The following is a 19,115-nucleotide window of genomic DNA, read 5'->3' on the forward strand; positions in this document are numbered from 1 at the left end:
TGACATGGGTGACATGAAAGAACGATTGACCATGTTCACGCCGGATCTATCCCGAGCTTCATTCCTTGCAGCCGATAGATTGCGGACTGCCTGCATTGCACATAACTCAAATTCACTCGGCAAACGCTCGACCGCCCTCAGGCCAGAATGCCGCTGCTAACGCCGGCGAGTTCCTCGTCGATACACCGGTCGATCATGCGCGACACCTCGCCGATATTGCCGACCATGATTACCCGCGACTCACTGCGATACACCCGCACCGGCGCGCGCTGTTCCGATTCCGCATGCACCGCGCTATTGAGCGACACACGGGCGAAGGCGGGTTGACGCGACGGCAACGCGGGCATCTCGTCGAAGAGATCGGGCGCCGCTTCAGGTCGCGCCACGGCGCATGAGATCAGCGAGCGCAAATGACGCAGACGGCCAAACTGACGAAAGGGCAGCAAACGGGCGAAACGTTCCATGATGACTCTCCAGACGGCGGACGACAGACGACAGACGATAGGACGCACCGCGGCACGCCGCGAGCGGCGGCCGTCATGCTTGTAATTTTTGAAACGTGCCGCGTCGCGCGAGGGCGAGGAGGCGAAGCGGGCGGCGATGTTGACGCGCCGCGCGCTCGAGTCGTGCGTTAGAACTCGCCGGAGCGGATGAGCCCGACCGCGATTCCTTCCAGCGCGAAGTCGCCGCTGCCGGAGCGCACGAAGATGTTTTCGTAGTCGGGATTCTCGGCGACCAATTCCACGCCATCTGGCCGGCGCTTCCAGCGTTTCACCGTGACATCGTCGCCAATACGCGCGACCACGATCTGCCCGTCTTTCGCTTCATTGCGCTTCTGTACGGCAAGCAGGTCGCCGTCGAGAATGCCCGCGTCGCGCATGGACAAGCCGCGCACCTTCAGCAAATAGTCGGGCTTGCCCGAAAAGAACGCAGGGTCGCATGCATAGTGTTGCGAGATATGCTCCTGCGCAAGGATGGGACTGCCCGCCGCAACGCGCCCGACCAGCGGAAGCGACAACTGCATGATGCTCTGATGCGGCAAGGTGAACTGATGCGGAAGATCGTCCGAACGGTCGATGCGCGCGGAGCCTCCCAACAGGCGGATGCCACGCGACGAACCCGCCGCGAGTTCGATCACGCCCTTGCGCGCCAGTGCCCGCAGATGTTCCTCGGCGGAGTTCGCGGAGCTGAAGCCAAGCTCGGCAGCAATTTCGGCACGCGTGGGCGGAAAGCCCGTGCGGTCGATGGCTCGCTGAATGAGCTCGAACACTTGCTGCTGTCGCGCGGTAAGTTTTGAGGGTTTGGTCACTTGCTGGAGCCTCGGCGCACTGTATGGATGGACAGATGACTGTATTTTTATACAGTATTTCGCGCTTTTCAAGCTTTACTTGAAGTTCGTCGCCAGATCCTTTACTGACAAGGCTGCAGCGCGCTCAAACAGTCGCTATTTCTCCCTCGGACTGCGAAAACTCTCGCTTTAGCACTTTTGCATCTAAAAAAGTGAGAAACAATTATTTCTAATCATATAAGCTCGCCTTTAGACTGATTCCGTCAATTCGATAAGACGGAGAACGGGGAATGCATAGCATCAGGGCTGGATTGAAGGGCGGCGCGAAACAACTCTTTGCCGCGCTGGCGATCACGGCGGCGAGTTTCGGAATCTCGGCCACCGCGCACGCGGACACGTCGTTTCTGAACGTCTCGTACGATCCGACGCGCGAGTTGTATCAGGACTTCAACCAGGCCTTTGCGAAGAAGTGGAAGGCGGACACCGGCGAAACGGTCACCTTCAAGCAATCTCATGGCGGTTCCGGCGGCCAGGCGCGCGCGGTTCTAGACGGGCTTCAGGCAGACGTCGTGACGCTTGCGCTTGCTTACGACATCGACGCGCTCGCCTCCAAGGGCATCGTCGGGACGGACTGGCAAAAGCGTCTGCCGGACAATGCATCGCCGTACACGTCGACCATTGTGTTTCTAGTGCGCAAGGGCAACCCGAAGGGCATCAAGGACTGGGACGATCTCACCAAGCCGGGTGTGTCGATCGTCACGCCGAACCCGAAGACCTCGGGCGGCGCGCGCTGGAACTATCTGGCGGCGTGGGCGTATGCGCAACACAAGCCCGGCGGCAACGAAGAGACCGCGAAGGAGTTCGTGACCAAGCTCTACAAGAACGCAGGCGTTCTCGATTCCGGCGCACGCGGCGCGACCACCAGCTTCGTGCAGCGCGGTCAGGGCGACGTGCTGATCGCATGGGAAAACGAGGCGTTCCTGTCGCTCAAGGAATTCGGTCCGGAGAAGTTCCAGATCGTGGTTCCTTCGGTGAGCATTCTGGCCGAGCCGCCGGTGGCGGTGGTGGACAAGGTCGTCGACAAGCACGGCACGCGCAAGCTGGCCGAAGCGTATCTGAAGTATCTGTATAGCGACGAAGGCCAGCAGATCGCGGCGCGCAATTTCTATCGTCCGCGTTCGGACAAGGTGCCCGCCGAGCTGATCAAGCAGTTCCCCAAGCTCAAGCTCTACACCATCGACGACACCTTCGGTGGCTGGACCAAAGCGCAGAAGACGCACTTCGCGGACGGCGGCGTGTTCGATTCTATCTATCAGCCGCAGTAAGCAGGCAAGAGACCGGGCGCCGCGAGGCGCTCGAGTCGCAATGAAAGCGGCCGCAAAGACGGCCGCGCATGACGAGACTAAAAAACAGTGCGCTTATCCCCCGGGCGCCGAAGGCAGGACGATCAAGGATGAAGCAAAGATGACAACGTTCACTTTCCGAAAGCCGAGTGCGTTACCCGGCTTCGGGCTGACGATCGGCATCACGGTGGCTTACCTGAGCCTCGTGGTGCTGATTCCGCTTGCGGCGACCTTCGCCAAGACCGCGACGCTCGACTGGGCGCAGTTCGTTCGCGCCGTCACCGGGCCGCGTGTGCTGGCGTCGTATCGGCTCACTTTCACGGCGGCGCTCGGCGGGGCGGTCATCAACGCGATCTTCGGCTTCCTGGTCGCATGGGTACTCGTGCGTTACACGTTCCCGTTCAAGCGTGTCGTCGATGCCATCGTCGATCTGCCGTTTGCGCTGCCGACCTCCGTCGCCGGCATTTCGCTTGCCGCCGTGTACGCGAGCAACGGCTGGATCGGGCAGTATCTCGCGCCGCTCGGCATCAAGGTGGCGTTCACGCCGCTCGGCGTGCTCGTGGCGCTGACGTTCATCGGCTTGCCGTTCGTCGTGCGCACGGTGCAGCCGGTGCTCGAAGACTTCGAGCGCGAGCAGGAAGAAGCCGCCGCATGTCTCGGCGCCACGCGCTGGCTGACGTTTCGCCGCGTCGTGTTGCCGGCGCTCTTTCCCGCGCTTCTGACCGGTTTCGCCCTTGCGTTCGCGCGCGCGCTCGGCGAATACGGTTCGGTCATCTTCATCGCGGGCAATGTCCCAATGAAGTCGGAGATCACGTCGCTGCTCATCATCACCAAGCTCGAACAGTACGACTATGCCGGCGCGACGGCCATCGCCGTCGTGATGCTGTGCGTGTCCTTTCTCATGCTGCTCCTCATCAACACGCTGCAATGGTTCCTGCAACGCCGCACGAGCAAGACGGGCGCGGCGCCCGTGGTGGCCGCGGGGCCCTCGCTGCATGCCGGAACTCCGGGCGGAGGTCACGCATGAGCACGCCAAACAGCAAGGCGCTTCCAGTGAACACCGCCGCGCGCGGCGAGACCAACCGGCTCAATCCCGTCACCGAACCGCGCGCCGTGCGCTGGATACTCACGGGTATCGCGCTCGTGTTTCTCGCGCTGTTTCTGGTCGTGCCGCTCGTCGCCGTGTTCGTGCAGGCCTTCGCGAAGGGCATCGACTATTACTTCGATTCGCTCAAGGACCCGGACGCGTGGTCGGCCATCAAGCTCACGCTCTTGACCGCCGCGATTGCCGTGCCGCTCAACGTGGTGTTCGGGCTCGCGGCATCGTGGGCCATCGCCAAGTTCGAGTTTCGCGGCAAGGCGCTTCTGACGACGCTTATCGACTTGCCGTTCTCGGTGTCGCCCGTGATCTCCGGCCTCATCTACGTGCTCATGTTCGGCGCGCAGGGCTGGTTCGGACCGTGGCTGATTTCGCACGATGTGCAGATCATCTTCGCGGTGCCGGGAATCGTGCTCGCGACCATCTTCGTGACGTTCCCGTTCGTCGCGCGCGAACTGATTCCGTTGATGCAGGCGCAAGGCAACGACGAGGAAGAGGCCGCGCACGTGCTCGGCGCGTCGGGCTGGCAGATCTTCCGGCGCGTGACCTTGCCCAACGTGAAGTGGGGCCTGCTCTACGGCGTGATTCTCTGTAACGCGCGCGCGATGGGCGAGTTCGGCGCGGTCTCGGTGGTCTCGGGCCACATTCGCGGCCAGACCGACACCATGCCGCTGCACGTCGAGATTCTCTACAACGAATACAACTTCTCGGCCGCCTTCGCGGTGGCGTCGCTGCTTGCATTGCTCGCGCTCGTCACGCTCGGGCTGAAGCTGCTCGCGGAGCGCCGCATGACGGCCACGCTGAGCGACGTGAAGGCAACCGTATAAATGGAAGGCGTGGATCAATCATGAGCATCATCGTTCGCAATCTGCAGAAGCGCTTCGGCACCTTCACCGCGCTCGACAACGTCACGCTGGATTTTCCGTCGGGCGAACTCGTCGCGCTGCTCGGACCTTCCGGCTGCGGCAAGACCACGCTCTTGCGCGTGATCGCCGGCCTCGAATATGCCGATGCCGGTCAGGTCGTGCTCAACGGCGAGGACGTTGCCGAAGTGGGCGCGCGTGAGCGGCAAGTCGGCTTCGTGTTCCAGCATTACGCGCTGTTCCGCCACATGACCGTGTTCGAGAACGTCGCCTTCGGCTTGCGCGTGAAGCCGCGTCGCGAGCGGCCAACGGAGGCCGTCATCCGCGAGAAGGTGCATGAATTGTTGAAGCTCGTGCAACTCGACTGGCTCGCGGAGCGCTTTCCGTCCGAACTGTCGGGCGGTCAGCGTCAACGTATCGCGTTGGCGCGAGCGCTTGCCGTCGAACCTAAAGTGCTGCTGCTCGACGAACCTTTCGGCGCGCTCGACGCCAAGGTGCGCAAGGAATTGCGTAGCTGGCTGCGCCGTCTGCACGACGATCTGCATATCTCGACGCTCTTCGTCACGCACGACCAGGAAGAGGCGCTCGAAGTGGCGGACCGCATCGTCGTGATGAATCACGGGCGCGTGGAGCAGGTGGGCAGCCCGCAAGACGTGTATGACCATCCGCAGACCTCGTTCGTCTACGAGTTCCTCGGTGCGGCCAATCGCCTGCAAGGTCATGTCGATGCCAACGGCTTCGTCGCCGATGGCGCCACGCAGGCCATTGCCGTGCCCGCGCATTTCAGCGGCCGCGCGCTGGCCTATGTGCGGCCGCACGATCTGGCGATCTATCCCGTCGATGGCACGCATCGCGACGGCATCGTGGTCGGCGTGCGGCGCGTGGTGACGCTCGGCGGCTCCGTGCGCGTGGAACTCGAAGGCAACTCGGGGCGCATTCTCGAAGCGGAACTCGACCGCGAGTCGTGGCGCACGCTGCGACTCGACGTAGGCGACGGCGCGACCGCCGTGCCGCGCGCGTTGCGCGTCTTCCCGGCAGGCGATGCGAACGGGGCACAACAAACAAAAGCAACGGCATAAAGAGAGGCTGAAATGAACTTCCAGCAATTGCGCTTCGTGCGCGAAGCAGTGCGTCAGAACATGAATCTGACCGAGGTCGCGAACGTGCTATATACGTCGCAGTCTGGCGTGTCGAAGCAGATCAAGGACCTCGAGGACGAACTCGGCGTCGATATCTTCATCCGACGCGGCAAGCGTCTGACCGGCCTTACCGAGCCTGGCAAACAGGTGCATCAGTTGATCGAGCGCATGTTGCTCGACGCTGAAAACCTGCGCCGCGTCGCGCGCCAGTTCGCGGATCAGGACAACGGCCATCTCGTCGTGGCGACGACGCACACGCAAGCGCGTTACGCGCTGCCGAAGGTGATCCGCCAGTTCACGGAAGTGTTCCCGAAGGTGCATCTCGCGCTGCGTCAGGGCAGTCCGCAGCAAATCGCGCAGATGATCATCAACGGCGAAGCGGATATCGGCATCTCGACGGAAGCGCTCGACCGCTATCCCGACATCGTCACGTTCCCGTGCTACTCGTGGCATCACACGGTCGTCGTGCCGAAGGGCCATCCGCTCGTCGGACTTGAGAACATCACGCTGGAACAGATCGCCGAGTATCCGGTCGTCACTTACGATCAGGATTTCACGGGACGCTCGCATATCGACCAGGCCTTCGCGAGCGCGGGTGCCATTCCCGATATCGTCCTCACCGCCATCGATGCCGACGTGATCAAGACGTATGTCGAGCTTGGCATGGGTATCGGCATCGTCGCGGCGATGGCGTATGACCCGAAGCGCGACAGCGAACTCGTCGCGCTCGATACGCAGCATCTGTTCGAGGCGAGCACGACGCGCGTCGGCTTGCGCAAGGGCGCGTTCTTGCGGGCTTACGCTTACCGGCTGATCGAGATGTTCGCGCCGCAACTCGACGAAGCGCAGATCGCGGCGCAACTGCGCGAAGCGGCTTGAGCGAGTTCAGGTTCATCTCGGCTGATTTACAATCGCCGGCATGAACACTTCTCTCGATATTTTGCCGCGCCTCGCCGTTCTCGCGACGGGCGGCACCATCGCCGGACAAGCTGGCGATGCATCCAGGACAGCGGGTTACAAGGCAGGCGTGGTCGGCGTCGACAAGCTGCTCGAAGCCGTGCCCGCGCTCGGCTCGGTCGCGCGCATTCACGCGGAACAGATTGCGAGCATCGACAGCAAGGACATGACGCCCGCGCTGTGGACGACGCTTTCGCGGCGGATCGATGCACTGCTCGGGCAAGACGATATCGATGGCGTGGTCGTCACGCACGGCACGGACACGCTCGAAGAGACCGCTTACTTGCTGCATTTGACGGTGAAGAGCGCGAAGCCCGTCGTCCTGACCGCGGCGATGCGGCCCTCCAGCGCCCTGTCCGCCGATGGTCCGTTGAATCTGCTCAACGCACTCACGGTCGCGGCTTCGAGGCAGGCGGCGGGGCAGGGCGTGCTGATCGCGTTCAACCATTTGATCCACAGCGCACGCGAAGTCACGAAGACGAGCACCTATGCCGTCGATGCCTTCCGTTCGCCCGAAGCGGGCGCGCTCGGTTTCGTGCAGGACGGACGCGTCGACTTCCAACGCACGGTCGTGCGGCCGCACACGCTCGCGAGCGAATTCACCGTTCCGCAAGACTGGCCGATGGTCGAAATCGTCGCGAGTTATGCGGGCGTATCGCGCGTTCCGGTCGATGCGCTCGTCGGCGCTGGCGTGAAGGGCATCGTGCTTGCGGGTACCGGCAACGGCTCCATGAGTTCGACGCTCGCGCAAGCCTTCGCCGATGCCATTGGGCGAGGCGTGGCGGTGGTGCGTTCATCGCGCGTCGGCTCGGGCCATGTGATGCGCAACGGCGCCGCACCCGACGATGCGCTCGGCACCGTCAGCGCGGGCACGCTCAATCCGTACAAGGCGCGCGTGCTGTTGCAACTGGCGCTTGCGAGAGGCGTGAGCGATGCGCCCGGCCTGCAGCGCATCTTCGAGACGTACTAAAACTGAAACGAAAAACGCGAACCGGAGTTCGCGTTTTTCGTTGCTTCAGCTTGCAGCCGGAATGCGTAGCACCTGTCCCGGATAGATCTTGTCCGGGCTCTTGAGCATGGGTTTGTTGGCTTCGAAGATGACATCGTTCTTCGCGCCGCTGCCGTAATACTTCTCCGCGATTTTCCAGAGATTGTCGCCGGCCACGACCGTATGAAATTGCGACTCCGGAGCGGACGACGGCACGGTCAGTTGGTCATCCACCTTGTCCACGTGCTGCACGTTGCCTGCCGCGACGAGGATCTTCTCCTTCGTGGCCTGATCCGCCGCTTCGCCCGATACGGTGACCGTGTGCGACGCGCCGTCGTACTTCACTTGCAGATCCTGCGCTTCGAGCCCTTGCGAACGAATGTACGTCGCGATGGCTTCGCCGGCCTTGAGATTGAGCTCCGCGACATCCACGGCCGCAGGCGCGGCCTGCGCGGTTTGCGAGGTTGCACCAAAGAGCTTCTCGCCTGCTTCCTTGATAAAGCTGAGGATTCCCATTGCTGAACTCCTTAAGTGTCGATGGTGAGCGCTTGCGCCAGGGCAAGGCTTCGTTAGTCGCATCACTTCAAGGATAGTTCGGAGATTGTGACAATGGCTGGTTCATGCGCGATCCAACAATCCGACGCGGACACCCGACGGAAAACCGTCTGACCGACCAAGGCTTACCCGGCTCGACCGACGGGTGCCGCTCTCGGACCCCACTTGCCGCCCTCAGCCCAGAGCGGCATTTGTCCCGCGTGCCCATACGCGGGACGCCCCCCGTTACCGGTCGTTCAAGCCGCGGCTTTCGCCTTCTGCGGTTCTTGAGCAACCTGGAAGTTCGACATGATTTCAAGCGCCCGCACGAGTCCCGAGTGATCCCAGGCTTTGCCGCCATTGGCCGCGCACACGCTGAACAACTGCTGCGCGCTCGCGGTGTGGGGCAGGGCGAGACCCATCTTGCGCGCGCCTTCGAGCGCAAGATTCAAGTCCTTCTGATGCAGTTCGATACGGAAGCCCGGGTCGAACGTGCGCTTCGTCATGCGCTCGCCGTGCACTTCGAGAATGCGCGACGCGGCGAACCCGCCCATTAGCGCCCGGCGCACGCGTTCCGGATCGGCGCCCGAACGCGAGGCAAACAACAAGGCCTCGGCGACGGCTTCGATGTTGAGCGCGACGATGATCTGATTCGCCACCTTGCAGGTCTGACCCGCGCCGTTGTCGCCGATGAGCGAGATGTTCTTGCCCATGAGATCGAACAGAGGCTTCGCGATATCGAACGATTTCTGCGGGCCACCCACCATGATCGTGAGCGATGCCTCGCGCGCGCCGACTTCGCCGCCGGACACGGGCGCATCGAGATAGTCGCAGCCGAGCGCGTTGATCTTCTTCGCGAAGTCCTGCGTATCGAGCGGGTTGATCGAGCTCATGTCGATCACGAGCTTGCCCTTCGTGAGGCCGTTGGCCACGCCGTCATCGGCGAAGAGGACGTTGGCGACATCGGGCGTGTCGGGCACCATCGTGATGACGATCTCGCTCGCTTGCGCCACGCCGGTGGAATCGGCCGCGACTTGCGTCTGTGCGCGGATGTCGTCGGGCACCGGAAACTTGCCGTTCACGACGAGCTTGTGACCGCCCTTCAAAAGGTTGCGCGCCATGTGCGCGCCCATGATGCCAAGGCCGATGAATCCAATGGTTGCCATACTCTCTTGCTCTCCTTGTGTCTCGGGTTTTAAGCGGCGGCGCGCGGCTTTGCGGCGGCGATCGTGCGAAGCCAGCCAAGGCCCGCTTCGGTGCTTGCAAGCGGCTTGTATTCGCAGCCGATCCATCCTTCGTAGCCGATCGAATCGAGCAGATCGAACAGGAACGCGTAGTTGATCTCGCCCGTGCCCGGTTCGTTGCGCCCCGGATTGTCGGCGAGCTGGATATGCGCGATCGACGGCAGGTTCTTCTTGATCGTCGCGGCCAGTTCGCCTTCCATGCGCTGCATGTGATAGATGTCGTATTGCAGGAACAGATTGTCCGAGCCGACCGCACGGATCACGTCGAGCCCTTCGGACGAACGGTTCAGCGCGAAGCCCGGAATATCGTAGGCATTGCACGGCTCGACGAGCAGGCGGATGCCTTCCTTCTTCAATGCATCGGCGGCGAAGCGCAGGTTTTCGATGATCGTCGTGCGCGCCTGTTCCTTCGATACCCCCGCCGTCGGAATGCCAACGAGGCAGTTCACTTGCGGCACCTTCAGCGCCTTCGCGTATTCGATTGCGCGGGGCACGCCTTCACGGAACTCGCTCACGCGATCCGGCAGGCAGGCGATGCCGCGTTCGCCCGCTTCCCAGTTGCCTGCGGGCAGGTTGTGCAGCACGATCCGCAGGTCGTGTTCCTCGATGCGTGCTTGCAAATCGCCGGTCGAGTACGCATACGGAAACAGGAACTCGACCGCCTTGAAGCCCGCCTTCGACGCCGCCGCGAAGCGGTCGAGGAAAGGGACTTCGTTGAACAGCATGGTCAGGTTCGCGGCAAATTTCGGCATGTCTTTATTCCTGATGGTCGGTCAGTTCTAGGACGCTCAGTCGAGCGGCGTCACGGTCACGGCGGTCGGCGCATCGGCGCGCGTTTCGGCGAGCTCCTCGAACTCGTTGATCGCGTCGATCTCGGTGCCCATCGCGATGTTGGTCACGCGTTCGAGAATCATCTCGACCACGACCGGCACCTGATGTTGCGCCGCGAGCGCCTGTGCCTGTTTCAACGCTGGCGCGATGTCTTCGGGCTTGTGCACGCGCAGCGCCTTGCAGCCAAGACCCTCGGCGACCGCGACGTGATCCACGCCGTATCCTTCGAGCTCCGGCGCGTTGATGTTGTCGAACGCGAGCTGCACGCAGTAGTCCATGTCGAAGCCGCGCTGCGCCTGACGAATCAGACCGAGATATGAGTTGTTCACGACCACGTGCACGTAAGGCAGCTTGAACTGCGCGCCCACGGCGAGTTCCTCGATCATGAACTGGAAGTCGTAGTCGCCCGAGAGCGCGACGATCTTGCGTTGCGGGTCCGCGGCGCGCACGCCGAGCGCGGCGGGAATGGTCCAGCCGAGCGGGCCGGCCTGGCCGCAGTTGATCCAGTTACGCGCCTTGAACACGTGCAGGAACTGCGCGCCCGCGATCTGCGAAAGACCGATCGTCGAGACGAAGCAGGTGTCGCGATCGAACGCGAGATTCATCTCTTCGTAGACGCGCTGCGGCTTCATCGGCACGTTGTCGAAGTGGGTCTTGCGCAGCATCGTGCTCTTGCGTTGCTGGCAGTCCTTGACCCATTGCGAACGGTCCGCAAGCTTGCCCGCGGCTTTCCATTCCTTCGCCACTTCGACGAAGAGTTCGAGCGCGAACTTCGCATCCGACACGATGCCGAGGTCAGGTCCGAACACGCGGCCGATCTGCGTCGGCTCGATATCCACGTGCACGAACTTACGGCCCTTGGTGTAGACCTCGACGCTGCCCGTATGGCGATTCGCCCAGCGATTGCCGATGCCAAGCACGAAGTCCGACGCGAGCATGGTTGCGTTGCCGTAGCGGTGCGACGTCTGCAGACCGCACATGCCTGCCATCAGCGGATGATCGTCGGGAATCGCGCCCCACGACATCAAAGTCGGGATCACGGGTACGCCGAGCGTTTCGGCGAACTCGACGAGCAGATCTTCCGCCGCTGCGTTCAGCACGCCGCCGCCGGAAACGATCAAGGGCTTCTCGGCGTCGTTGAGCATCGAGAGCGCTTTTTCGACTTGAGCGCGCGTGGCTTTCGGCTTGTAGATCGGCAGCGGCTCGTAGGTGTCGATATCGAATTCGATCTCGGCGAGCTGCACGTCGATCGGCAAGTCGACCAGCACCGGACCCGGACGGCCCGAGCGCATCAGATGGAACGCCTGCTGGAACACGCGCGGCACGAGCGCCGGTTCGCGCACGGTGACGGCCCACTTGGTGACGGGCTTGGCGATCGATTCGATATCGACGGCCTGGAAGTCTTCCTTGTACAGACGCGCACGCGGCGCCTGGCCCGTGATCGCGAGAATGGGGATCGAATCCGCCTGAGCCGAGTAGAGGCCCGTGATCATGTCCGTGCCCGCCGGCCCCGACGTACCGATACAAACGCCGATATTGCCGGGAGCCGCGCGCGTATAACCTTCGGCCATGTGCGAGGCGCCCTCGACGTGGCGCGCCAGCACGTGGCTGATGCTGCCGGCTTTTCTGAGCGCCGAGTAAAACGGGTTGATGGCGGCGCCGGGCACACCGAACGCGGTGTCGATGCCTTCCTTCTCCAGCACGAGGACGGCTGCGTCGACGGCTCTCATCTTGGGCATGGTTGTCTCCTTCCAGGGGTCTCTATTCGGGGTTGCTGTCTTGGTCGTGCGCATGGCAGCAGGCTTCCGATGCACTTTAGGCGCGTGCAAAAGGTTTGATAAGATCAACCGGAGTCGTTTTTTACCAAACAAAAAGTATCGAATGAGGCCGGAGACAAAGAGATGGACCGCTTCAAGCAGATCGAAACCTTCGTGCGCGTGGCCGAAGCCGGCAGTCTCGCGGCGGCGGCACTGGAAGAGGGCGTGTCGCCGGTGATCCTGGGCCGGCGCATCGACGCGCTCGAAAAGCGCCTAGGCGTCAAACTGATGTATCGCTCGACGCGCAGGCTCGTCGTGAGCGAGGAGGGCGCGGCGTTTCTCGACCGCTGCAAGAATCTGCTCGCGGAGTGGGATCAGGCCGAGAACGAACTCGCGGCCGGCCGGCGCGCGGTGGGCGGGCATCTGATCGTGTCGGCGCCGGCGGCGTTTGGGCGCATGCATGTCGCGCCGCACGCGCCGCTTTTCCTCGTCGACAAACCGGAATTGCAGATGTCGTTCAATCTGACCGACCGCGTCGTCGATCTGGTGCGCGAAGGTTATGACTTGTCGATCCGCATCGGCGGGGCGGTGGACCCGAACTTCGTCGCCGTAAAGCTCGCGAGCAACCGCCGCGTGGTTTGCGGCACGCCCGCGTATTTCAGGAAGCACGGCCGGCCGAAGACGCTCGAAGACTTGCCGAATCACAACTGTCTTGCGTTCAATCTGCAAGGCGGACAGAACCGCGGCTGGTACTTTCGCCGTAACGGCAAGCTCGTGACGGTGCGCGTGACCGGCAATCTCGACTGCAACGACGGCGAGTTGCTGCATCGCTGGGCGTCGGAGGGGCTCGGGCTCGGCTGGCGTTCGACCTGGGAGATTCAGCGTCAGTTGGCGTCGGGCGAACTCGAAACCGTGCTGGACGACTTCGAGCTGCCCGACTACGACATCCTCGCGGTTTATCCGCAGCAGCGCTACGTTCCGGCGCGCGTGCGCTACTTTATTGATTATTTGAAGGAAATTTACGCGCGGGACGGTTATTGGAGCCGTCCGCTCGCGCTTCCCGGCGAACCATTGCCCGCCGGGACACACGCAGCTTGAGCGTCGCTCGCGCGGCTTTGTGCGACTCGTGCGGCTTTGTGCGGCCACGTCGTAACTGCTTGAAATCATGGCCAAAGTTTTTCGGAAACCGCCGATTTGGCTTGCCTTGGGGAAGGCATCGCGTTATAGTCTTGGGCTTCTCACTTGCCGCACCGGTCCGACGCCCGGGTGGCTTTAATCCAAAAGTTCAGTACAAGGAGTGAATATGCGTCATTACGAAATCGTATTTATCGTACATCCCGATCAGAGCGAGCAAGTGCCCGCCATGATCGAGCGCTACAAGAGCACGATCACCTCGCACGGTGGCCAGATCCACCGTATCGAAGACTGGGGCCGTCGCCAACTGGCCTACATGATCGAGAAACTCGCGAAGGCTCACTACGTCTGCATGAACATCGAATGCGATCAAGCTACGCTCGAAGAACTCGAGCACGCATTCAAGTTCAACGACGCCGTTTTGCGTCACCTCATCGTCAAGATGAAGAAGGCCGAAACCGGCCCGTCGCCGATGATGAAGGAAGTGCAGCGCGAAGAAGCCAAGAAGGCGGCCTCGCAGCCGTCCGAAGCGCAGGCTTAAGGCGAAGATTTTCGTCAGCCACCAGGAATTAAGTGAACAGGCTGCAACTGACAGCGAGCGTCGTGGAACGCGAACCGGTGCGATACACGCCCGCCGGCGTACCAATCGCAAGCTGCACGTTGCATCACCGAACGGAAGTCGTCGAAGCGGGCATTGCCCGTCAAGTCGAACTGACAATGCCGGCCGTAGCCGCCGGCGAGGTGAGCGGCAGACTGGAAAGCTGTCAGATGGGCGTGGAAACACGCTTCACCGGCTTTCTGGCTAAAAAAAGCCGCAACGCACGAACCCTGGTGTTTCACATCACAGAATTGCAGGACATTGGAAAGGACTGAACATGCCCCGCCCGACTGGTAAGAAATTCGACAAGCGTCGTCAGCAACAAAACCCGCTCTTCAAGCGCAAGAAGTTCTGCCGTTTCACGGCAGCCGGTGTCGAGTACATCGACTACAAAGACACGGAAACGCTGAAGGACTTCGTCGGCGAAAACGGCAAGATCACGCCGGCTCGTCTGACGGGCACGAAGGCGCACTATCAGCGCCAGCTCGACACGGCAATCAAGCGCGCGCGTTTCCTCGCGCTCCTGCCGTACACCGACCTGCACAAGGCCTAATCAGACGACGCATAAGGAACAAGCCAAAATGCAAATCATTCTTTTGGAAAAAGTCGTCAACCTGGGCAACCTGGGCGACATCGTCAAGGTCAAGGACGGCTACGCACGTAACTTCCTGATCCCCGGCAAGAAGGCTCGCCGCGCAACGAAAGACGCAATCGCCGAATTCGAAGTGCGCCGCGCCGATCTCGAAAAGGTTGCCGCTGAAAAGCTGGCTTCCGCGCAAAAGCAAGGCGAAAAGCTGAACGGCTTCACGGTTCAGATCTCGCAGAAGGCAGGTGTGGACGGCCGTCTGTTCGGCTCGGTCACGAACGCCGACATCGCCGAAGCACTGAAGGCTCAAGGCTTCGCAGAAGTGGAAAAGGCGCAAGTGCGTCTGCCGCAAGGCCCGCTGAAGCTGGTGGGCGACCACGCTGTTCAAGTGGCGCTGCATACGGACGTGCTGGTCGACGTCACGGTGTCGGTGCTGGGCGAGCACGCCTAAGGTCGCTGCGGACCGCTGGTAAGGCTTCACGCCCAGCCAGCCGAGTCCGGCAGAAAAGAAGGGCAGGAACCGTTTCAGGTTCCTGCCTTTTTTATTGTCCGCTTGCGTCTATTTCATCGATAATTCCACCCCATGAACGCTCCGTCCAAAGACCCGCAACTCGACGCGCTGAAGGTTCCGCCGCACTCGATCGAAGCCGAGCAATCGGTGATCGGCGGTTTGCTGCTGGACAACGCGGCGTGGGACCGAATCGCCGACGTGATGTCGCAAGGCGATTTTTATCGCTATGACCATCGGATCATCTACGAGCACATCGGCAAGCTGATCTCGACCACCCGGCCCGCCGACGTCATTACCGTCTACGAAGCGCTCAACATGGCCGGCAAGGCCGAGGAAGTGGGCGGGCTCGCGTATCTGAATGCGCTTGCTCAGAACACGCCTAGCGCAGCGAACATTCGCCGTTACGCGGAAATCGTGCGCGATCGCGCGGTGCTGCGCCGCCTGGTCTCCGTCGCCGATGAAATTTCCGCCGATGCCTTTAATCCGCAAGGCAAGGAAGTGCGCCAGATTCTGGACGAGGCGGAATCGCGTGTGTTTTCCATCGCCGAGGACGGGGCGCGCGGCACGCAGGGCTTTCTGGAAATCGGACCGCTGCTTACGCAAGTTGTCGAGCGCATCGACACGCTTTACCACACGGCCAATCCGAGCGATGTCACGGGCACGCCAACCGGTTTCGTCGACCTCGACCGCATGACGTCGGGCATGCACGGCGGCGAGCTGATCATCGTGGCCGGACGTCCGTCGATGGGTAAGACGGCGTTCTCGATGAACATCGGCGAATACGTGGCGGTGGAGTATGGTCTGCCCGTCGCCGTTTTCTCGATGGAAATGCCCGGCACGCAACTGACCATGCGTATGCTCGGCTCGGTCGGCCGGCTGGATCAACACAGAATGCGTACCGGCCGCCTCACCGACGAAGACTGGCCGAAGCTCACGCACGCGGTTCAGAAAATGAGCGAGGCGCAGCTTTTCATCGATGAAACGGGCGGCCTGAACCCGATGGAACTGCGCTCGCGCGCGCGGCGCTTGTCGCGGCAGTGCGGCAAGCTCGGGCTCATCATCGTCGATTATTTGCAGCTGATGTCCGGCTCCGGCGGCGGCGAAAACCGCGCGACCGAAATCTCGGAAATCTCGCGCTCGCTCAAGGGGCTCGCGAAAGAACTCGACGTGCCGGTGATCGCGCTTTCGCAGTTGAATCGCGGTCTGGAACAGCGCCCCAACAAGCGTCCGATCATGTCGGATTTGCGGGAATCCGGCGCTATCGAGCAGGACGCGGACGTCATTCTCTTCATATACCGCGACGAAGTTTATAACCCCGACAGCCCGGACAAGGGCACGGCGGAAATCATCATCGGCAAGCAGCGTAATGGTCCGATCGGGCCCGTGCGACTGACTTTTCACGGCCAATACACGAAGTTCGACAATTTCGCCGGCGCGCAGAGTTTTTACGGCGAATAACGCCCGAAGCCGCGCGCATCCCTTCTGCTCGATGTCAAGACTTCGTGTCGACACGCGCCGCGCGGCGCTTCGCGCGCGGTGCGTGGGCTGCCGGGCAAAGGTACAATATGTCGGTTTGATGTCTGTCTCATTGACCCATTTTTCGGGATTTTCATGTTCGGTCGTTTCATGCCCACCGAGGGCAAATTCTTCGAGATTTTCAACGCGCACGCGAAATGCATCATCGATGCAAGCCGCGAGCTCGAATTGCTGATCGATAACCTCGACGAAGCCGAGGTCCACAAGCAGAACGTCCAGACGGCCGAAAAGCGCGCCGACAAGCTCACGCACGAAACCATCGATCTGCTGCACAAGACTTTCATCACGCCGCTCGATCGCGACGAAATCCACAAGCTCATCACGACGATGGACGACATCCTCGACTTGATGGAGGACGTCGCCACGGCCATTTCGCTCTACGACGTACGCGCGGTGACTTCCGAGGCGAGCCAGCTCGCGCACATCTGCACGGCGACGTGCCTGCGTGTGCAGAAGGCGGTGGAATTGCTCGCGGACATGAAACGCGCGAGCGAAATCCTGAAGATCTGCGAAGAAATCGACCGCCTGGAATCCGACGCCGACCGCGTCTTGCGCTCCGCCATGTCGAAACTTTTCCGCGAGGAAGACGACGTCAAGACGCTGATCAAGCTGAAGGCCATCTACGAGTTGCTGGAGACGATCACCGACAAGTGCGAAGACGTCGCGAACATCATCGAAGGCATCGTTCTGGAAAACGCCTGACCACGCCGGCCATGCCCGCCAGCGCGTGATCAAAGCTCTGTGCGGCGGGTCAAGAGGACAAAACCGGCGCTTTTCACAGCTGGTCAAAACAAAAGCAACCGATGCATTCGATTCAACTCGCCATCTGGGCAGTCGCCTTGCTCGTCATAGTCGCGCTCGCGTTCGACTTCATGAACGGCTTTCACGACGCGGCCAACTCCATCGCCACGGTGGTCTCCACCGGCGTGCTCAAGCCGCAACAAGCGGTCGCTTTCGCGGCGGCGTTCAACGTCATCGCGTATTTCATCTTCCACCTGAAGGTCGCGGCGACCGTCGGCAAGGGAACGATCGATCCCGATATCGTCGATCACTACGTGATCTTCGGCGCGCTCGTCGGCGCGATCGGCTGGAATATCGTCACATGGCACTACGGCATTCCGTCTAGCTCGTCGCACGCGCTGATCGGCGGACTCGTCGGTGCCGCGCTCGCCAAGTCGGGCTGGGGATCGCTCAACATGGACGGTCTTCTGAAGACTGTCGCGTTCATTTTCATTTCGCCGCTGCTCGGCTTCGTGCTCGGCTCGTTTTTCATGCTGCTCGTGTCGTGGCTGTATTTCCGCACGCCACCATCGAAGGTAGATAGGCGCTTCCGGCGCTTGCAGCTCATTTCCGCCGGGCTCTATTCGCTCGGCCACGGTGGGAATGACGCGCAGAAGACCATCGGCATCATCTGGATGCTGCTGATCGCGACTGGCTACGCTTCTTCCGCGGCAGACGCGCCGCCCATCTGGGTCATCGGATTGTGTTACCTGTCGATGGGTCTTGGCACCTTGTTCGGCGGCTGGCGCATCGTGCGCACCATGGGTCAGAAGATCACCAAGCTTAAGCCCGTCGGTGGTTTTTGCGCGGAAACGGGCGGGGCGATCACGCTCTTCGTCGCATCGTTCCTCGGCATTCCGGTGTCCACCACGCATACGATCACGGGCGCCATCGTCGGTGTGGGCGCGACGCAGAAATTCAGCGCGGTGCGCTGGGGCGTCGCGGGAAATATCGTGTGGGCGTGGATCTTGACTATTCCGGCATCCGCGGTGCTCGCGGCGGTCGGTTGGTGGATCGGCCACCGTATCTTGTAGTCGGTTTCTTCAGCGGCCCCGTTCACGACGGGGCCGTTTTGCATCTGTTGCAAATCGATTGCCGCGCTCGGCGGCGTCGCTCTCAGATGATCGGCGACGACACTCCGTCCATCGGAATGATTGCGCCCGATACATAACTCGCGCGACGGCTCGCCAGGAACAGCGCGACGTCGGCGATTTCCTCGGGTTTCGCGTAGCGGCCTAGCGGCACCTTCGACTGGCTCTCGGCGAGCACGGCGTCGCGTGTCGTGCCTTGCCGTTCGGCTTCGAGCGCGAGGGCTTCCTCGACGCGTTCGGTGAGCGTCGATCCCGGATTGATCGCGTTGATGCGAATGCCGAGCTTGGCATAGTGATGCGCAAGGCCGACGGTATTGAGCATGAGCGCCGCATTGGCCGCGCCGCCCGCAATATGAATGTCCGACGCGATTTTCCCGCCCATGCCGACAATATTCACGATCGCGCCCGGCTCTATGTTCGGATCGCCGCGCAAGCGTTCGGCCATGCGCTTTAGCACCACTTGCTGCGGATAGACGTAGGAGAAGTATTTCGCGTCCATCGCGGCTTTATACGCGGCAGCGTCGAGCGTGTCGGGATCGTACCGGCGCGCGGCGCCGGCGCTGTTGATCAGGATGTCGATGGGGCCGAGCGCCGCGCTCGCTTCCTCGACGACATCTTCGGCGCTGTGCGCTTCGTGCAGATCGGCGCGGGCGAGATGCACGTGATGACCTTCTTTCGCGAGTTGTTCGCGGGCGCGCGCGAGGTTGGCGGCATCGCGCGAGACGATCGCGACTTTTGCGCCTTCGCTTGCAAAGGCTTTTGCGCATGCGAAACCGATTCCCTTGCTGCCGCCCGTGATCAGGACGACTTTCCCGGCAAGACCCAAGTCCATGGTG

Annotated in this window: 21 protein-coding genes; 14 read left to right on the forward strand and 7 right to left on the reverse strand. The window is 61.8% G+C overall.

Going from position 1 to position 19,115, the window contains the following annotated elements; all coding sequences use genetic code 11:
• Positions 1-137: 137 nt before the first annotated feature.
• Both QCE79_RS06095 and lexA read right to left on the reverse strand, forming a co-directional pair.
• Positions 138-464 (reverse strand): hypothetical protein, encoded by a 327-nt coding sequence (locus tag QCE79_RS06095; protein WP_309842691.1) that lies wholly within the window; start codon positions 462-464, stop codon positions 138-140.
• A 167-nt stretch (positions 465-631) separates the two neighbouring features.
• A complete protein-coding gene (gene lexA, locus QCE79_RS06100) occupies positions 632-1,309 on the reverse strand; it encodes a transcriptional repressor LexA (RefSeq protein WP_250464764.1) in 678 nt (225 codons plus the stop codon).
• A gap of 269 nt (positions 1,310-1,578) precedes the next feature.
• Here lexA and QCE79_RS06105 point away from each other — a divergent pair, with 269 nt between their 5' ends.
• From QCE79_RS06105 to QCE79_RS06130, 6 genes are all read left to right on the forward strand, one after another.
• A complete protein-coding gene (locus tag QCE79_RS06105; protein WP_309842694.1) occupies positions 1,579-2,613 on the forward strand; it encodes a sulfate ABC transporter substrate-binding protein in 1,035 nt (344 codons plus the stop codon).
• A gap of 139 nt (positions 2,614-2,752) precedes the next feature.
• Positions 2,753-3,658, forward strand: coding sequence for a sulfate ABC transporter permease subunit CysT (gene cysT / locus QCE79_RS06110; protein ID WP_244825239.1), 906 nt, complete (start codon positions 2,753-2,755; stop codon positions 3,656-3,658).
• Positions 3,655-4,557 (forward strand): sulfate ABC transporter permease subunit CysW, encoded by a 903-nt coding sequence (cysW, locus tag QCE79_RS06115; protein WP_244825238.1) that lies wholly within the window; start codon positions 3,655-3,657, stop codon positions 4,555-4,557. The genes cysT and cysW overlap by 4 nt, the downstream gene beginning before the upstream one ends.
• Before the next feature lie 20 nt (positions 4,558-4,577).
• Complete coding sequence (locus tag QCE79_RS06120; RefSeq protein ID WP_244825237.1) at positions 4,578-5,672, forward strand: sulfate/molybdate ABC transporter ATP-binding protein; 1,095 nt, start codon at positions 4,578-4,580, stop codon at positions 5,670-5,672.
• Positions 5,673-5,684: 12 nt separating this feature from the next.
• Positions 5,685-6,611, forward strand: coding sequence for a CysB family HTH-type transcriptional regulator (locus QCE79_RS06125; protein WP_244825235.1), 927 nt, complete (start codon positions 5,685-5,687; stop codon positions 6,609-6,611).
• Between the two features lie 40 nt (positions 6,612-6,651).
• A complete protein-coding gene (locus QCE79_RS06130; protein WP_309842699.1) occupies positions 6,652-7,659 on the forward strand; it encodes an asparaginase in 1,008 nt (335 codons plus the stop codon).
• Positions 7,660-7,704: 45 nt separating this feature from the next.
• On the opposite strand, the gene lysM is transcribed toward QCE79_RS06130, so the two are convergent.
• From lysM to gcl, 4 genes are all read right to left on the reverse strand, one after another.
• Complete coding sequence (lysM, locus tag QCE79_RS06135) at positions 7,705-8,193, reverse strand: peptidoglycan-binding protein LysM (protein WP_244825232.1); 489 nt, start codon at positions 8,191-8,193, stop codon at positions 7,705-7,707.
• 275 nt (positions 8,194-8,468) lie between these two features.
• Positions 8,469-9,377: a 2-hydroxy-3-oxopropionate reductase gene (locus tag QCE79_RS06140; RefSeq protein WP_244825230.1), complete on the reverse strand. Its 909-nt coding sequence runs from the start codon at positions 9,375-9,377 to the stop codon at positions 8,469-8,471.
• Between the two features lie 29 nt (positions 9,378-9,406).
• Positions 9,407-10,207 (reverse strand): hydroxypyruvate isomerase, encoded by an 801-nt coding sequence (hyi, locus tag QCE79_RS06145; protein ID WP_250464776.1) that lies wholly within the window; start codon positions 10,205-10,207, stop codon positions 9,407-9,409.
• Positions 10,208-10,243: 36 nt separating this feature from the next.
• Complete coding sequence (gene gcl, locus QCE79_RS06150) at positions 10,244-12,025, reverse strand: glyoxylate carboligase (protein WP_244825227.1); 1,782 nt, start codon at positions 12,023-12,025, stop codon at positions 10,244-10,246.
• A gap of 162 nt (positions 12,026-12,187) precedes the next feature.
• On the opposite strand from gcl, the gene QCE79_RS06155 reads away from it, so the two are divergent.
• The 8 genes from QCE79_RS06155 to QCE79_RS06190 all read left to right on the forward strand — a co-directional run bounded on the left by QCE79_RS06155 (position 12,188) and on the right by QCE79_RS06190 (position 18,222).
• Entirely contained in the window at positions 12,188-13,141 is a 954-nt protein-coding gene (locus QCE79_RS06155) for a LysR family transcriptional regulator (protein ID WP_250525828.1), read from the forward strand.
• Between the two features lie 205 nt (positions 13,142-13,346).
• Complete coding sequence (rpsF, locus tag QCE79_RS06160) at positions 13,347-13,718, forward strand: 30S ribosomal protein S6 (protein ID WP_061117413.1); 372 nt, start codon at positions 13,347-13,349, stop codon at positions 13,716-13,718.
• A gap of 32 nt (positions 13,719-13,750) precedes the next feature.
• Positions 13,751-14,050, forward strand: a complete 300-nt coding sequence (priB, locus tag QCE79_RS06165) for a primosomal replication protein N (protein WP_244825224.1) — start codon at positions 13,751-13,753, stop codon at positions 14,048-14,050.
• Positions 14,051-14,052: 2 nt separating this feature from the next.
• Positions 14,053-14,328, forward strand: coding sequence for a 30S ribosomal protein S18 (rpsR, locus tag QCE79_RS06170; protein WP_060857153.1), 276 nt, complete (start codon positions 14,053-14,055; stop codon positions 14,326-14,328).
• Between the two features lie 28 nt (positions 14,329-14,356).
• A complete protein-coding gene (rplI, locus tag QCE79_RS06175) occupies positions 14,357-14,812 on the forward strand; it encodes a 50S ribosomal protein L9 (RefSeq protein ID WP_244825222.1) in 456 nt (151 codons plus the stop codon).
• A 132-nt stretch (positions 14,813-14,944) separates the two neighbouring features.
• Positions 14,945-16,330 carry a replicative DNA helicase gene (locus tag QCE79_RS06180; RefSeq protein WP_244825221.1) on the forward strand — a complete coding sequence of 462 codons (1,386 nt, stop codon included), beginning with the start codon at positions 14,945-14,947 and terminating at the stop codon, positions 16,328-16,330.
• A 153-nt stretch (positions 16,331-16,483) separates the two neighbouring features.
• A complete protein-coding gene (locus tag QCE79_RS06185) occupies positions 16,484-17,110 on the forward strand; it encodes a DUF47 domain-containing protein (RefSeq protein WP_244825219.1) in 627 nt (208 codons plus the stop codon).
• Positions 17,111-17,211: 101 nt separating this feature from the next.
• Entirely contained in the window at positions 17,212-18,222 is a 1,011-nt protein-coding gene (locus tag QCE79_RS06190; RefSeq protein ID WP_244825217.1) for an inorganic phosphate transporter, read from the forward strand.
• 82 nt (positions 18,223-18,304) lie between these two features.
• On the opposite strand, the gene QCE79_RS06195 is transcribed toward QCE79_RS06190, so the two are convergent.
• Entirely contained in the window at positions 18,305-19,111 is an 807-nt protein-coding gene (locus QCE79_RS06195) for an SDR family oxidoreductase (protein ID WP_244825216.1), read from the reverse strand.
• Between the last annotated feature and the right edge of the window lie 4 nt (positions 19,112-19,115).

The organism is Caballeronia sp. LZ003, assembly GCF_031451465.1.
Taxonomy (GTDB): domain Bacteria; phylum Pseudomonadota; class Gammaproteobacteria; order Burkholderiales; family Burkholderiaceae; genus Caballeronia.